Genomic DNA, 15,713 nt, shown 5'->3' with positions numbered 1-15,713 from the left:
TATGTCGAGCAACCAGGCACCCGATCCAAGATATGACGACTTTCTGGAACTTGCGGCGAAATGGGAAGGCTTCTGGGGCCTTTATCATCATGGCTGGTTGCTTCATACCAGTGATGGGCAAACATTCTGCCCGGTCTTTGCCAACCGCGAGGATGCACAAAGCTGGGGGGCCAGCATCCAGACAAATCATATTCCCGTGCCCATCACCCTGATTGATGCCATTGAACATATCGTACCCGATTGGCGAGAAAACGGAATTATGGCCGGTGTTTCGCCCACGCCCGCCCTTGCGCCGGTTTTGGTCGCGCCGGGTGATCTGAGCGCGGATTTGCTCGGCGCGCTCAAGACAGCGATGACCAAACAGTTTGGCCGGACATAGGTTAAATTGCCAGGCATGCCAAACGCGGGCTGGACCTTGGGCGTAAAATTCCCTATCCCCATCAAACATCATTTTCACGCCAACGAACGAGACAGCAATGACCATTGCCCTGCCTGCCAGCGCAGATGCGCTTGAAAACGGATTGATCGAGATCGCGCGCAAAGCCGGTGCGGCGATGATGGAAATCTATAAAACCGATTTCGAAGTCCGTTCCAAGGATGATGCATCCCCGGTCACCGAAGCCGACGAAGCCGCCGAGGCCGTGATCCTGCCGGGGCTGCGCGCCCTTACCCCGGATGTCAAAATCGTGTCCGAAGAATCTGCGGCCAAGGGCGATGTTCCCGATGTGAATGGCGAGACCGATTTTTTCTGGCTGGTTGATCCGCTTGATGGCACCAAGGAATTCATCAAGCGTAATGGCGAGTTTACGGTCAATGTCGCGCTGATCGCCAAGGGCCAGCCGGTTCTGGGCGTGGTCTATGCCCCGGCGATTGAAAAGCTGTATTACGGTGGCCCGGATGGCGCGAAACTGATCGAAGGCGATGCCGCCCCGGTCACGACCAATATCACCGTGCGCGACATGCCCGAGGACGGCGTGGTTGTCGTCGGGTCGCGTTCGCATGGCGATCCCGAAGCCATGAAGGCATTTTTGGGTGATCTTCCGGTCAAGGAACTGCGCCCGGCGGGTAGTTCGCTTAAACTTTGTCTGGTTGCGGCGGGCGAAGCCGATCTTTATCCGCGCCTGGGCCCGACCATGGAATGGGATATCGGTGCCGGTCATGCAGTTCTGGCGGCGGCCGGCGGGGTTGTTGAAAATATGGACGGTTCCCGATTCCTTTACGGAAAAGGCGAATTTCGCAACCCGTTCTTCATCGCCCGCAGCCCGTCAGTACCGGTAAAATACCAGGACTGATTTACTGCGCAGCACAGATATTTGCGAATTCATTCGTATGATCAGCGGCTTGTCATTTGTGCATTGCACCCGTGACAGGCCGCTTTGATTTTGAACAGTTCAAAACCACCCCTGTCCCGCAGTTTTGTTGACTTTTGCGCCATTTCGCAGTATACAGAATTTATCGCCACACAGAGTGTAGGTGACGTAAATAGCCGCCGGAATCACGGCGACGCGGTCCAGTTTCACCACCGCGGGGCGAAATTGGGCTAGAGCGTAAATTGGAGCCGCCATTTCATGGCGGCTCTGCGCTGTTTGGGGCCAAGTTTAGGGCCAAATTCATCCTTGATATGCAGTTCTTTTTTGGCTGTCATCGCACGGTAACGGGGCGTTCTTCCTTGTCATTGGCCATGATCGTAGCTAGGTATCTGAGTAGATTGTCTTTTCACGGATACTTGCATGTCACCCGCATTGACCATTCGACCCTATTCCGAAGGTGCCCTTAGCCAGGCTGCCGCGAAACTGCGCGCGGGCGAACTGGTGGCCTTTCCGACCGAGACGGTCTATGGGCTGGGTGCCGATGCCACAAATGCCGATGCGGTTGCCGGTATCTATGCCGCCAAGCAACGGCCAAGCTTCAATCCCCTGATCAGTCATTTCCCCGACCGGGATGCCGCCGCCAAACATGCCGTCTTTGATGACCGTGCCGACAAGCTGGCCGAAACATTCTGGCCCGGCGCGCTGACACTTGTTTTGCCGCGCCAGACTGATAGTGATGTGTGCGAGCTGGTAACGGCGGGCCTGCCCAGCATTGCGGTGCGCGTTCCCGCCCACCCGATGGCACGTCAGTTGTTGCGCGCGGTCGGCCGCCCGATTGCCGCCCCGTCTGCCAACCGGTCCGGGCGCATCAGCCCGACCACGGCCGGTCATGTTGCCCATTCGCTGGGGAACGCGATTGGTATGATCCTTGATGGCGGGCCATGCGGGGTCGGACTTGAAAGCACGGTCATTGATCTGACCACGGACCGGGTGGTGATGTTGCGTCCCGGCGGAATTACCAGGGAACAGGTTGCGGAAATTCTTGGCTGTGACGTCGTGATGGCCGAAACCGATGATACAGCACCCAAAAGCCCCGGCATGCTGACCAGCCATTATGCGCCGGGCCTTCCGGTGCGTCTGGATGCCACCACCGCCAATCCCGCCAAATATGGCAATGAAATCCTGCTGGCATATGGTGATTGCAACACCAAAGGATTTGATGCGGTTTTGTGGCTTTCGAAAAGCGGGGATGACCGCGAAGCTGCGGCCAATCTGTTTGCCAAGCTGCATGAAGCCGATCAGCCGCGTTTTGACGGCATTGCGATTGCGCCGATCCCCGAAACCGGGCTTGGACTTGCGATCAATGACCGGATGAAACGCGCAGCGGCCCCGCGCACCCCCCATCCATCCCCCTGACCGGAAAGCTGAAAGCTGCCATGTCCCATCTGCCAGACGGCGTGATTGATGAATTGCAAACCCTGCTGGGTCCCAAGGGGATCAGCACGGACGCCGACATTCTAGCATCCCACAATGCCGAGGCCCGGGGCAAATTTGAAGGCAAGGCCGAAATCATCCTGTTTCCGGCCAGCACCGAAGAAGTCGCAAAATCCGTTGCGATCTGTGCGGCACATGATATCGCCATTGTGCCGCAAGGCGGCAATACCGGGCGCTGTGGCGGGGCAGTTGCCGGCCCGCGACAGGTTTTGCTTAATCTCAAACGCATGAACCGGATCATTGAAATTGATGATCGCGATTTCACCGCGACGGTCGAAGCCGGTGCGATCCTGCAAACCATTCAGGACGCCTGTGCCAAACATGATCTTCTTTTCCCGCTGTCTCTTGGGGCGGAGGGCACCTGCCAGATTGGCGGCAACCTTGCGACCAATGCCGGTGGTTTGAATGTCATCCGGTATGGCAATGCGCGCGAATTGTGTCTTGGGCTTGAGGTTGTTCTGCCCGATGGCAGCATCTGGAACGGGCTTTCCAAATTGCGCAAGGACAATACCGGGTATGACCTGCGTGATCTGTTTATCGGGGCGGAAGGCACGCTTGGGATCATTACCAAGGCAACATTAAAGCTGTTTGCGCAGCCGCAACATGTTGCCACCGCCTGGCTTGCCGTACCGTCACCGGCCTGCGCGATTGATCTTTTGGCACTGGCACGCCGCCATACTGGCGACGGCATTGCCGCGTTCGAGCTGATCAGCGGCTTTGCCCATGATATGTCGGTCACTTACCTTAAGGGGCTGACACGTCCGCTTGCCACGCAAACCGACTGGCATGTTCTGATTGAACTGACGTCATCGCGCCCCAATGATGATTTGCAGACGCTTCTGGTTGATCTTTTAAGCAATGCGGTTGAAATCGGTCTGGCAACAGACGCCACCATCGCCCAGTCGGAAAAGCAGCGGGCCAATTTGTGGGCCATCCGCGAAGGCATCCCCGAGGCACAGGGGTTTGAAGGCGGATCGATCAAGCATGATGTGTCGGTTCCGGTGTCAAAGGTGCCTGATCTTCTCGATCGCGGTATCACAGCCGCATCGGCATTGATCCCGGGCATTCGCCCCTGCCCGTTCGGGCATGTCGGCGATGGCAATATCCATTTCAATTTCAGCCAGCCCGTCCAGATGGAGAAATCCGACTATCTGGCCAGGTGGGAAAGCCTCAACAGCGTCATTCATGACATCGTTGCCGATCTTGGCGGATCGATCAGCGCCGAACACGGCATCGGACAACTTAAACGTGACGAGCTTGCGCGCTATGCCAGTGCCGAGAAAATGAAACTGCTGCATGCGATCAAGGATGCGATCGATCCGGATCATCGCCTGAACCCCGGCAAGATCGTCTGAGCGGTCTTCTTCCCCCCATCCAACCGGCCCCATGGCCGGCCATGCAAAAAGGGCGCCCGATCAGGCGCCCTTTCATTTTAGTCAAGCTGATATGGGCTTATTCGCCCGGGCCTGCCCACGGATCCATGGCATTGAGCTTGTCCTGACGGCGTTCGCCACCGGATTTACCCCAGTCACCACCAAAGGCCGCCGATTCCCACGAACCGTAGCTCGGATTTGGCAGCATGAACCAGCGTTCCCCCCAATAGGTCGCGTATTTGTCCATGACGGCAAGACGTTCATCAATGGTGCCATCGATATCGTCGGTGAAATCACCAAAGTTGTCGCCAAACATCATGATGACACGGTAATCATCGGCAACTGCCTGACGGCGCGGTGCCTTGGCCGAACCCCAGGTTTCGATCTCGCCGCGCAGCATCACGTGTTTTTCATCGGCATAGGGGAAACCGTATTTCTTGAGGTTTTCGATGGTCGGGGCTTCTTCCGGTGCCTTGCGGTTTGACACATAGAAGACTTCAACACCCTTGGCAGCAGCCGCCTTGGTGAATTCCAGTGCTCCCGGGGTCGGGGTTGAAACCATGTCATGAACGAATTTCGCCCAGGTCTTGGAGCTGTAATAGGTGTTTTCCGTTACAACCCATGCCTGATATTTCGAGTTGTCCAGAACCGTTTCATCAACGTCAAGGATCACGGCCGGCGGTTTGGCCATATAGTTGCCGTCCTGCTCAAGGGCGGCGGTCCAGCTGTGATCGCCAATAGCAGCGTCCAGCAGACGGGTCGCACCGGCATAGACCGACATGGCGGTCGTTTTGTATTCGACCGAGGTCTGAAGCCAAAGCGTTCCGTTCAAACCGTCATTCTGTGCCGGTTCCTGCGCCTGCGCGCCAACCGCGCAAAAGGCGGTGGTCGCAACAATGGCAGCCACACCGAATGATTTCGCGATAAAGGTCATTTGTATTCTCCCTGTTGATTTCCCGACCAAATGGATGCTGACCATACAGACAGGATGCCGCTAGAATGCCATCGCACTGCATCAAAGAAAAAGCCTTTTTCGGCGATTGCACCGAAAAAGGCTGATTAAGTTATTTTGACAATAGCGCCACATGACCGCGTGGCGATGCGGTGTCAGGCGGTTGGGCGTTTTTCAAAACCGGTGAAACCGTCTTCCAGGGCGGGTTCTTCGTGAATGCGGTCAACACGGGCATGAAGCGGCCCTTCGTGACAGGCCCCAATCATCGATTGCACGCGGTCCACCGGCCCGCAAAAGACCGCCTCGACCGTGCCATCGGTGCGATTGCGCACCCAGCCGGTCAGGTCGCGCTTGCGGGCTTCTTCAACGGTCCAGGCCCGATACCATACCCCCTGCACCCGGCCTTCGATCCGGGCGTGAACGGATATGTTGCCTTTGCCGGTGGCTGGATCGGGGCGTGTGTCGGTCATGGTCGCACTCCTTCCCCCGGACGCAGGTTACTTTGCACCGGGGATTTTGGCATGCAGATGGGCGGTATCGACGAATTTCTGTTTCTGTTCGTCGGTTGCCGGGGCCTGATGGTTATCTTTCCATTCGTCATAGGTCATGCCATAGACGACTTCGCGCGCACCGTCATAATCCATCGCCACACCGCGTTCACGGGCCGCGGCAAGATACCATTTCGACAGGCAGTTGCGGCAGAACCCGGCAAGGTTCATCAGATCGATATTCTGAACGTCCTTGCGGTCCTGAAGATGCTTCACAAGCCCGCGAAAGGCCGCGGCTTCGAGTTCCAGTTTGGTTTGCGGATCAAGATCGGCTGCCGGGCCATTGGCCAGAACGGCCGCCGTCGACATTTCAGAACCGGCGCAATCAGACATGTTCCATGCTCCCAGCAGTGCGGTGTTGTTCAAGTTGTTCAATCATGGCCGGAACATCAGCAATGCTTTCGGCGGTCACGACATTCTGGTTTTCAATTTCGGTCTGATCGACCATTTCATGAACCCAGGTGATTTCATAGGGAATGTGGATCGCAGACCCGCCACACGCAAGCACCGGCAGGATATCGGATTTCATCGAATTGCCGATCATGATCGCGTCTTCGGGCTCCACGCCATAGCGGCCAAAGATATTGCGATAGGTCAGCGGGTCCTTTTCCGAGACAATCTCGATCCCGTCAAACAGGTCTTCGAACCCGGACCGGTCGATCTTGAGCTGCTGGGCGATCAGATCCCCCTTGGTGATCAGGACCACCTTGTATTTCGGATCATGGGCATAGCGTTTAAGCACATCTTCAGCGCCATCAATGATGCGGGTCGGTGCACGCAGCATGGATTTGCCGATTTCGGCCAGCTTGTGGATGTCTTCGGCACTGATCTTGCGGTCGGAAAGTTCGATCGCGGTTTCGATCATCGACAGGGTAAAGCCGGTAACGCCATAGCCATAGATTGAAAGATTGGCCAACTCGGCCTGATAGAGCCGGTCATCAACCTGATCGGCCGGGACATAATGGCTTAGCATTTCGCGCAGCTGCACATGGGCTTCGCGGAAAAGTGGCTCGTTGTGCCACAGGGTATCGTCGCCATCAAAAGCAATCAGTTTGTACATATTCACGCCTCGTTTCTTGTTATTGGATGGCCGTATTCATCGGGAAGTACAGCCTCGATTTGCGACCATATGGCAGTGCAAACCCGGCGTAAAGCCCCGTTGTCTGTATTTAATATGCGTGATCGCCTTGCGAAAGGGGTTGAAAAAGCAAGCGGTTGTACAGGTTAAAAGAAAAGGCGCCAGCGATTTGATCGCCAGCGCCTTGTGCGGATATCACCCTTGAGGGATCGGGCGATCTATTCGTCTTTTTCGAACTCGATGATGATGGCATCGACCGACAGGTTTGCGCCCTGTTCGGCATGGATTTTTTTGACCACACCTTTGCTTTCGGCTTTCAGCACGTTTTCCATTTTCATGGCTTCAAGGATGCAAAGTTCCTCGCCCGGCTGAACGGTTTGGCCTTCGGTTACGGAGACCTTGACCAGAAGTCCCGGCATCGGTGATTGCAGGAAGTTCGACATGTCTGGCGGGGCTTTGAACGGCATCAGTTTCTGAAGTTCTGCCACCCGGGGCAGAAGAACCTTGAAGCTGCGCTGCACCCCGTTTGATGACAGTCGGAAGCCAACACCTTCGATATCGATCTGCACACAAACCGGCGCGCCGTCGATTTCACCGACAAACATCGGATCACCGATTTTCCAGTCCGACACCACGCCATAGCTGCGATCGCCGATGGCGACGATGTAATCGCCGTTAACACCATCAAACTCGATATCAAACGGGGTGTGTTCATCGCCACTTACCGCGACCCAGCTTTCGGCGACCTTGATCGGATGGTCGCTGACCTGTCCGGTAATGCCGGAATTGCGTTCGGCATAACGCTGATTAAGGTATGCCGCGACAACAACAAGCATTGCCGGGTCTTCATTGGGAAGATCATCGGCCGAAAAGCCGTCCGGATATTCTTCGGCAATGAAGTTGGTGGTGATATTGCCATCCTGGAAGCGTTTGTTGGCCATCACAGCAGCCAGGAACGGGATATTGTGCGAAATGCCGCGAATGTAATAGGCATCAAGGGCGGCGCGCATTTCCCCAATCGCCTGATCACGGGTTTCGCCATAGGTGATCAGCTTGGCGACCATCGGGTCGTAATACATCGAAATTTCGCCGCCTTCATAGACGCCGGTATCAACACGCACCGTCGCACTTTCGGCGGGCGGCTGATATTTCACCAGACGCCCGGTAGAGGGCAGGAATTCACGGAACGGGTCTTCAGCATAGACGCGGGTTTCCATCGCCCAGCCGGTCAATGTTACGTCATCCTGTTTAAGGGTGAGTTCCTGACCATCGGCGATCCTGATCATCCATTCGACAAGATCCTGCCCGGTGACAAGTTCGGTCACCGGATGTTCGACCTGAAGACGGGTGTTCATTTCAAGGAAGTAGAAATTCTTGTCCTTATCGACAATGAATTCCACCGTCCCGGCCGAGCAATAATCCACCGCGCGCGCCAGAGCCACGGCCTGTTCGCCCATGGCCTTGCGGGTTGCCGGATCGATAAAGGGTGACGGCGCTTCTTCGACGACTTTCTGATGGCGGCGCTGAATGGAACATTCACGTTCGCCAAGATAGATCGCATTGCCGTGCTTGTCGGCCAGCACCTGAATTTCGATATGGCGCGGTTCTTCGACGAATTTTTCAACGAAAACGCGGTCATCGCCAAACGAGCTTGCGGCTTCCGACGTTGCACGTTCGAACCCTTCGCGGCATTCGGCGTCATTGCGCGCAATGCGCATGCCCTTTCCGCCACCGCCCGCCGATGCTTTCAGCATCACCGGATAGCCGATTTCATTGGCGATTTTGATCGCTTCATCAGTGTCCTTGATGACACCCATATAGCCCGGAACGGTCGAAACCCCGGCGTCCGCAGCGATTTTCTTGGAGGTAATCTTGTCACCCATGGCGGCAATCGCGCCGTTCGGCGGGCCGATAAAGGCGATATCGGCGGCATCAAGCGCCTTGGCAAAGGCCTGGTTTTCCGACAGGAAGCCATAGCCCGGATGAACGGCCTCGGCCCCGGTGGATTTGCAGGCCTCGATGATCTTATCAATGATCAGATAGGACTGGTTGCTCGGTGCCGGGCCGATATGCACGGCCTCGTCGGCCATCTGCACATGCAGGGCGGCTTTATCCGCATCGGAATAAACCGCAACGGTTTTGATGCCCATTTTGCGGGCTGATTTGATCACACGGCAGGCAATTTCACCGCGGTTGGCAATCAGGATTTTGCTAAACATTCTTTCTGTCTCCCAATTTGTCTTGGCGGCTTACAACGGAATGTTGCCGTGTTTCTTTTCCGGGTTCTTGATGTCCTTGTTGCGCAACATGCCAAGCGCCTTGCACACACGGCGACGGGTCCCGTGCGGCATGATGACATCGTCAATGAACCCCTTGCGACCAGCGACAAACGGGTTGGCAAATTTTTCGCGATATTCTTCGGTGCGGGCTTCGATCTTGGCCGGGTCGTTCATGTCGGACCGGAAAATGATTTCCACAGCACCCTTTGGCCCCATCACCGCGATTTCGGCGGTTGGCCAGGCATAGTTGACATCACCGCGCAGATGCTTGGACGCCATAACGTCATAAGCCCCGCCATAGGCCTTGCGCGTGATCACGGTGACTTTGGGCACCGTTGCCTCGGCATAGGCATAAAGAAGTTTGGCGCCATGTTTGATGATCCCGCCATATTCCTGTGCGGTGCCCGGCATGAAGCCCGGAACATCAACAAGGGTGACAATCGGAATGTTATAGGCATCGCAGAACCGGACAAAGCGCGCGGCCTTTTTCGAACTATCGATATCAAGGCACCCGGCCAGAACCATCGGCTGGTTGGCGACCACGCCAACTGTGCGGCCATCCATGCGCGCCATGCCGATGATGATGTTTTTGGCGTAGTCAGGCTGAATTTCAAAGAAGTCGCCTTCATCGACGATCTTTGTAATCAGCTCCTTCATGTCATAGGGCATGTTGGGGTTTTCAGGCACAAGCGTATCAAGCGAGAAATCATCACGCGTGATCGGGTCCTCGCACAGATGGGCGGGCGGGTCTTCCTTGTTACAAAGCGGCAGGAAATCCATGAAACGACGGGTCTGCAACAGCAGGTCCACATCGTTGTCAAAGGCCAGATCGGCAACACCGGAAATCTGGGTATGGGTCGATGCCCCACCCAGCTGTTCATGGGTGACTTCTTCGTGGGTCACGGTTTTGACCACGTCAGGCCCGGTCACGAACATATAGGAGCTGTCCTTGACCATGAAGATAAAGTCGGTCATGGCCGGGCTGTAAACCGCCCCACCGGCGCATGGCCCCATGATCAGCGAAATCTGCGGGATGACGCCCGATGCCTCGACATTGCGCTGAAACACATCGGCATAACCGGCAAGACTTTCGACCCCTTCCTGAATACGGGCACCGCCCGAATCATTCAGGCCGATGACCGGTGCACCGACCTTCATTGCCTGATCCATGATCTTGCCGATCTTGCGTGCATGCGCGCCCGAAAGCGCCCCGCCAAACACGGTGAAATCCTGTGAAAACACAAACACAAGACGACCATTGATCGTGCCATGCCCGGTCACAACACCATCGCCCGGGATGCGGTTTTCGGTCATGCCGAAATCCACACAATCATGTTCGACAAACATATCCCATTCTTCGAAGGAACCTTCGTCAAGCAGCACATCAAGACGTTCACGCGCGGTGAGCTTGCCTTTGGCGTGCTGATTATCAATGCGGCGCTGGCCACCGCCCATGGCGGCTTCGGCGCGTTTCGCTTCGAGCTTGGCGACGATATCTTGCATTTGTGTTTTCCTTGCTGTGATCAGGCGTTTTGCACATTTCGCCCAATGTGCGCGTCCTGTGAAATGAAATAGCATTATTCGGTACTGGAATGCCAATTATTTTTCACACGATCGAACGACAACAAAAATAGCCGCAAATGCCTGATTTCCCTAACGTCATTGCGATATATCAGGATGGGCTGGACTAAAGTCTAGGCAACTGGCCGGATATGCCCGGCATTACAGACAGTTCTTGCCCTTGGGCGTTGGCGGCGACATGCTTCTTGCAGCCAAGCCGCCCACCGGAAATTCTGCCCAAACATATGAGTTAAGCTGTATGCCCAGATTTCATTTTTCTCCGCGCGCGCCCGAACGTACCGGCGATGACCGCCCTGCCCCGTCATTGTGGCGTTATGTCTGGCGCATGAGCGGCTGGCACCAGGTGGCGGCTTGCCTGATGGCGGTCAGTGTTGCTGCGCTTGGCATCGCACCGATCGAGCTGCAACGGCGGATTGTCGATGATGCGATCACGCAGGAGAATTACCAACTTCTGACCATACTGGCGTCAATCTATCTGGCGATCATCATCGTGCATGGCCTGATCAAGCTGGCGCTGCGCATGTATGAAGGCTGGCTGAGTGAAAGTGCCATCCGTTACAACAGACAACATCTGTCGCGGCTTCATGCCGACAATCAGACCGGTGACGAAGATGAAGGTAACGGACGCGCAGTCTCGATCATCGGATCGGAAATCGAAAAGCTGGGCGGCTTTGTCGGTGACGGGCTGTCACAACCCGTCGTCAATAGCGGGATGCTGATATTCGGGCTAGGCTATATGATCAGTGTCGAGCCGGTGATTGGCGTGATCGGGCTGGTCGCCCTGATCCCGCAAGTCGCGCTGGTGCCGGTTATTCAGAAACGCATCAACGCCCTGATCGAAGATCGGGTCAACAAGATGCGATCTGTCAGTGACGAATTGTCCGAACTGTCACCCGGTGCGGAAAACCGTGACCGGCTGACAACCATCAATCGCGGGATTGATGACATATTTGACAATCGGATGCGGCTGTTCTTTCTGAAATTCGGCATGAAGGCGCTGATCAATTTTCTGAATGCGCTGGCACCGATTTGCGTGCTGTTTGTCGGGGGTTATCTGGTGCTTGAAGGCGCGACGTCGGTCGGCATTATCGTTGCATTCATATCCGGGTTTGACCGGATGTCATCGCCAATGCGCGAATTGCTGTCCTATTACCGAGTGGCGGCACAGGCCGCCGTTCAGCACAAGCTGATTGCCCGCTGGATGCACTAAGACACCACACACATTCAGGCACTCAAACCACGGCGTACCCAGACAACGACGCACCCAACACACGGCCCGCCGACAGAAACCCGGACCCTGTGAAACCCGACATTTACAGATCAAGGGATATCAAACCAGCCATCAGATGGCTGGCGACACTGCCCGGTGCCTAGCGACCGGCAAGAAGATCAAGATAACGACCGGTTGCCAGCAATTCCGCCTGATGACGGTCGCGGCGTGCGACAGCTTCGGCGTCTTCGCCCCATTGTTCGATCGCGTATTCTTCGTCAACCATGGCGCATTCAAAGGCCCGCTGGGCGTCGATCTGACGGTTCATCACGGCAAGACCGATAATCACTGACCCCGACACCGTGGTCAGGCTGTGCAATGCGGTCAGGTGATAGTCATCAAAGCTTTCGACATGATCCTGCAACCGCAGAAGCGATGCATCATCCTGGCCGATCGGCATCACGCCTTCGGTCACGGCAAGCGCGACACCAAGGCCGTCCTTTGCCCAGTCAAGCAACGGCTGCCATGCCTTGGCCTGACGTTCGATCAGATCTTCGGGGAAGGTTGCACGATAACATAACAGGTCAGACCGCCCGTATCCGGTCAGTTCGGCAATCACAGCAGCACGGTTTGGCGCCACCCGATCGATGGCGGTTGCCGCGCGCTGCATGATCGGCATGGTCGCGGGTTGAACTTTTTCCCCCTGCGCATCCCATTCCGCGGCAATTTCGCGCGCCAGAACTTCTGACGGCAGCAGGAATTCTGCCTTTGCCGGCGATTTCACTGCGCGGCCGTCAAGATGCACGCGCCAACCCGAACCGCTGTCATCTGCGACAGCTTCGGCTTTTTTGTAGAAGCGATTGATCGTTTTTGTAAGCATGATCGCCATATGCCTAAAAGCAGCGCGCTGCGCAAGGCCTTTTAATCGCGATTGGCCGTGAACAGAACGCTGATTGGGCGATTATCAAGAAATTCTGTATAATTTTTGATCAATTTGCCCCATTGACCAAATAATAAACAACTCTACTCTGTTTCGTGAAGATTACAAATCCGCGGCAAAGCGGGTGCATTCGCGACATGGCATGTGAATTGCTGTGTCATCAGGGGATTATTCGGTTGCAGGGTCGGCATTATCGGCCCGAAACAGGAGGCTTCTTAACAAATGACGACTTTTACAAACCGACTTTTGGGTGCAGCACTTGGGGCGGCGGTTGCTTTGGGCGCGCATTCGGCAATGGCGCAAATGGCGATCAAGTTTTCGCTCGACTGGAAATTCGAAGGTCCGGCAGCCCCGTACCTTCTGGCCAAGAAGAACGGCTATTTTGACGAAGAAGGCCTGGATGTCACGATTGACTCCGGCAACGGTTCGGTTGGCGCGATTACCCGCGTTGCCAGCGGCGCCTATGACGTATCACTTGCCGATATCAACTCGCTGGTCGAATTCAACGCATCGAACCCCGATCGCGCCATGAAATCGATCTTCATGGTCTATGACCGCCCTCCATTTTCGCTGTTCATGCTCAAGAAATCGGGCATCACCAAACCCGAAGACCTGGTCGGCAAAACCCTTGGCGCCCCGGTCTTTGACGCGTCGCGCAAGCTTTATCCGGCATTTGCATCGGCAACCGGGCTTAAACTTGATGATGTGACCTGGGAAAGCATGGATCCGCCGCTGCGTGAACCGATGCTGGTGCGCGGTGATGTTGATGCCATTTCCGGCCATTACTTCACCTCGATCCTCAATCTTCAGGCACAGGGTGTGACCAAGGATGATCTGACCGTTTTCCAGTACAAGGATTTCGGCATGGACTTTTATGGCAACGGCCTTTTGGCGTCGCCTGACATGATGGAAAACCATGCAGAAGAACTGCGCGGCTTCCTGCGCGGTGTTGTCAAAGGCTGGCGTGCGGCAATCGCCGATCCGGCATCGGCGATCGAAGCCCTTAAGGAAGTCGATCCGCTGATTGACCCGGCCTTGGAATTGCAGCGTCTTCAGATGGCGATTGATGAAAACGTCGTCACCCCCGATACGCTTGAAAACGGCATGGGTCTGGTCAAAACCGACCGTATGGCAAAGGCGATTGATCAGGTCGCACTTGCTTTTGGCTTTGAAAACAAGCCGACAGTTGGCGATGTCTTTACCGATATCTTCATGCCCGGTGCCGAAGACCGCAAAATCAAATAAGTCACAATGCATTCCGGGGCGGTTTTCCGCCCCGGTTTCCTTTTGACCACATCCGATTTCACAAAAAAGAACGACCAAGACCAGGCAGGGGGACTAACTGCAGTGTCGAAGAGCTTTGTCGAACTCAACAACGTCAGGCTGCGCTATAGCGAAGGCGATGATCTGGCACTTGAAACCACCAATATGAAGATCGGCAAGGGCGAGTTCATTGCTGTTGTCGGACCGTCGGGCTGCGGCAAATCTTCGTTGCTGAAACTTGTATCCGGCCTGATGCCCCCGTCCGAGGGGACCGTCATTGTCGATAACAAGGAAGTCGCCGGACCGCTTAAGATTGTCGGCATGGCATTCCAGAACCCGACCCTTCTGCCATGGCGGACGACACTTGATAACGTGTTGCTGCCCATGGAAATCGTCAAACCGCATCGCAACCGGTTGCGCAAAAACCGGGCCGAATACGAAGAACGCGCGCGCAAGCTTCTGGCCAGTGTCGGCCTTGAGGGCCACGAAGACAAATATCCCTGGGAATTGTCCGGCGGCATGCAGCAGCGCGCATCACTGTGCCGGTCCCTGATCCATGAACCGGATCTTCTGATGCTTGATGAACCGTTTGGCGCACTTGATGCCTTTACCCGTGAAGAGCTTTGGGACATCTTGCAAAACCTTTGGATGGTGCGTCCCTTTACGGTCATTCTGGTTACCCATGACCTGCGCGAAGCGGCTTATTTGGCCGACACCATTTATGTGATGTCCAAGCGGCCTGGCAAAATTCTGGTAGAGCGTGAAAATCCCCTACCCCGCCCGCGCGATCAGGAAGCCACCTTTACCCAGCCATTCACCGACCTTGTCCATGAACTGCGCAGTCACATCCGTGACGTGCGAGAATCCTAAGAAGGGCGGGCAATTATCATGAAAAAGAAACCCAATCTTTCCAAAGCAGCCCCGTGGCTTAGTGCGATCGGTCTTTTTGTTCTGTGGGAACTGATCGTGCGGATCTTCAATATTCCGCCCTATGTCCTGCCAACCCCGTCCGAAAGCATCATTGTCGGCTGGCAATTCCATGAAGCGATCTGGATGCATGCGGTTCACACGCTTTATACGACCCTTGCGGGCTTTGCCATTGCCGTGGTGTTCGGGGTGATCCTGGGCGCGCTGGTGGGGTCCAGCCGGGCGATTTATGATGCGGCCAACCCGCTTCTGGTCGGGTTCAACTCGGTCCCGAAAGTGGCCCTTGTACCGGTACTGGTCATGTGGTTTGGCATCGGCACCGTGCCGGCCATCATCACCGCGTTTCTGATTTCGTTCTTTCCGATCGTGGTCAATGTCGCCACCGGGCTTGCCACACTGGAACCGGAATTGCGCGATGTGTTGCGCTCTCTTGGTGCTACGCGCACCGACATTCTGGTCAAGGTCGGCTTCCCGCGTGCCATGCCCTATTTCTTTGCATCGCTCAAGGTTGCGATCACGCTGGCCTTTGTCGGATCGGTGATTTCCGAGACCGTGGCATCGAATGTCGGTGTCGGATATCTGATGCTGTCAGCATCGTCGAAATTCAACATGCCGCTGGTCTTTGCCGGACTGCTGGTGATCGCGGTGATGGGCATTGCGATGTATGAGATCTTCAACGTCATTGAACGCCGCTCGACCAAATGGGCGAACCGCGGCAACCAGACCACCTGATCCAATCATCAGACCAATAAAAAGGC

The 15,713-nt window shown here is 55.6% G+C and carries 15 protein-coding genes; 8 read left to right on the top strand and 7 right to left on the bottom strand.

Annotated features, from left to right (window positions below):
* Window position 1 precedes the first annotated feature (1 nt).
* The 4 genes from CU041_RS18205 to CU041_RS18190 all read left to right on the top strand — a co-directional run bounded on the left by CU041_RS18205 (window position 2) and on the right by CU041_RS18190 (window position 4,159).
* Entirely contained in the window at window positions 2–379 is a 378-nt protein-coding gene (locus CU041_RS18205; protein WP_170310299.1) for a DUF2750 domain-containing protein, read from the top strand.
* Window positions 380–476: 97 nt separating this feature from the next.
* Window positions 477–1,292, top strand: coding sequence for a 3'(2'),5'-bisphosphate nucleotidase CysQ (cysQ, locus tag CU041_RS18200; RefSeq protein WP_101247966.1), 816 nt, complete (start codon window positions 477–479; stop codon window positions 1,290–1,292).
* A gap of 438 nt (window positions 1,293–1,730) precedes the next feature.
* On the top strand, window positions 1,731–2,726 hold the full coding sequence (locus CU041_RS18195; protein WP_101247965.1) for an L-threonylcarbamoyladenylate synthase: 996 nt from the start codon (window positions 1,731–1,733) through the stop codon (window positions 2,724–2,726).
* Between the two features lie 20 nt (window positions 2,727–2,746).
* The gene (locus CU041_RS18190) at window positions 2,747–4,159 is read left to right on the top strand and encodes an FAD-binding oxidoreductase (protein WP_101247964.1); all 1,413 of its coding nucleotides are present in this window, start codon (window positions 2,747–2,749) and stop codon (window positions 4,157–4,159) included.
* A 97-nt stretch (window positions 4,160–4,256) separates the two neighbouring features.
* Here the strand turns inward: CU041_RS18190 and CU041_RS18185 are convergent, their stop codons facing one another.
* From CU041_RS18185 to CU041_RS18160, 6 genes are all read right to left on the bottom strand, one after another.
* On the bottom strand, window positions 4,257–5,111 hold the full coding sequence (locus CU041_RS18185) for a 5'-nucleotidase, lipoprotein e(P4) family (protein ID WP_068518234.1): 855 nt from the start codon (window positions 5,109–5,111) through the stop codon (window positions 4,257–4,259).
* 173 nt (window positions 5,112–5,284) lie between these two features.
* Window positions 5,285–5,599 carry an acylphosphatase gene (locus tag CU041_RS18180; protein ID WP_101247963.1) on the bottom strand — a complete coding sequence of 105 codons (315 nt, stop codon included), beginning with the start codon at window positions 5,597–5,599 and terminating at the stop codon, window positions 5,285–5,287.
* A gap of 27 nt (window positions 5,600–5,626) precedes the next feature.
* Complete coding sequence (locus CU041_RS18175; protein ID WP_197460795.1) at window positions 5,627–6,010, bottom strand: DUF1244 domain-containing protein; 384 nt, start codon at window positions 6,008–6,010, stop codon at window positions 5,627–5,629.
* Window positions 6,003–6,737 carry an HAD family hydrolase gene (locus CU041_RS18170; RefSeq protein WP_068518236.1) on the bottom strand — a complete coding sequence of 245 codons (735 nt, stop codon included), beginning with the start codon at window positions 6,735–6,737 and terminating at the stop codon, window positions 6,003–6,005. The genes CU041_RS18175 and CU041_RS18170 overlap by 8 nt, the downstream gene beginning before the upstream one ends.
* A 236-nt stretch (window positions 6,738–6,973) precedes the next feature.
* Window positions 6,974–8,974: an acetyl-CoA carboxylase biotin carboxylase subunit gene (accC, locus tag CU041_RS18165; protein ID WP_101247962.1), complete on the bottom strand. Its 2,001-nt coding sequence runs from the start codon at window positions 8,972–8,974 to the stop codon at window positions 6,974–6,976.
* 30 nt (window positions 8,975–9,004) lie between these two features.
* Window positions 9,005–10,537, bottom strand: a complete 1,533-nt coding sequence (locus CU041_RS18160; protein WP_068518238.1) for an acyl-CoA carboxylase subunit beta — start codon at window positions 10,535–10,537, stop codon at window positions 9,005–9,007.
* A gap of 316 nt (window positions 10,538–10,853) precedes the next feature.
* Here CU041_RS18160 and CU041_RS18155 point away from each other — a divergent pair, with 316 nt between their 5' ends.
* Window positions 10,854–11,825 (top strand): ABC transporter ATP-binding protein, encoded by a 972-nt coding sequence (locus CU041_RS18155; RefSeq protein ID WP_101248062.1) that lies wholly within the window; start codon window positions 10,854–10,856, stop codon window positions 11,823–11,825.
* A 160-nt stretch (window positions 11,826–11,985) separates the two neighbouring features.
* On the opposite strand, the gene CU041_RS18150 is transcribed toward CU041_RS18155, so the two are convergent.
* The gene (locus tag CU041_RS18150) at window positions 11,986–12,705 is read right to left on the bottom strand and encodes an ATP12 family chaperone protein (protein ID WP_233433169.1); all 720 of its coding nucleotides are present in this window, start codon (window positions 12,703–12,705) and stop codon (window positions 11,986–11,988) included.
* Between the two features lie 282 nt (window positions 12,706–12,987).
* Between CU041_RS18150 and CU041_RS18145 the strand changes: the two genes are divergently transcribed.
* From CU041_RS18145 to CU041_RS18135, 3 genes are all read left to right on the top strand, one after another.
* Window positions 12,988–14,010 (top strand): ABC transporter substrate-binding protein, encoded by a 1,023-nt coding sequence (locus CU041_RS18145; protein ID WP_101247960.1) that lies wholly within the window; start codon window positions 12,988–12,990, stop codon window positions 14,008–14,010.
* Window positions 14,011–14,112: 102 nt separating this feature from the next.
* The gene (locus tag CU041_RS18140) at window positions 14,113–14,898 is read left to right on the top strand and encodes an ABC transporter ATP-binding protein (RefSeq protein WP_101248061.1); all 786 of its coding nucleotides are present in this window, start codon (window positions 14,113–14,115) and stop codon (window positions 14,896–14,898) included.
* An 18-nt stretch (window positions 14,899–14,916) separates the two neighbouring features.
* The gene (locus CU041_RS18135) at window positions 14,917–15,687 is read left to right on the top strand and encodes an ABC transporter permease (protein ID WP_068518242.1); all 771 of its coding nucleotides are present in this window, start codon (window positions 14,917–14,919) and stop codon (window positions 15,685–15,687) included.
* The last annotated feature ends 26 nt before the right edge of the window (window positions 15,688–15,713 follow it).

Source organism: Thalassospira povalilytica, from assembly GCF_002844235.1.
In the GTDB taxonomy this organism is placed as follows: Bacteria; Pseudomonadota; Alphaproteobacteria; order Rhodospirillales; family Thalassospiraceae; genus Thalassospira; species Thalassospira povalilytica.
The sequence above is the reverse complement of the archived record's forward strand: the minus strand, read 5'-3'. Positions and strand labels throughout refer to the sequence as shown.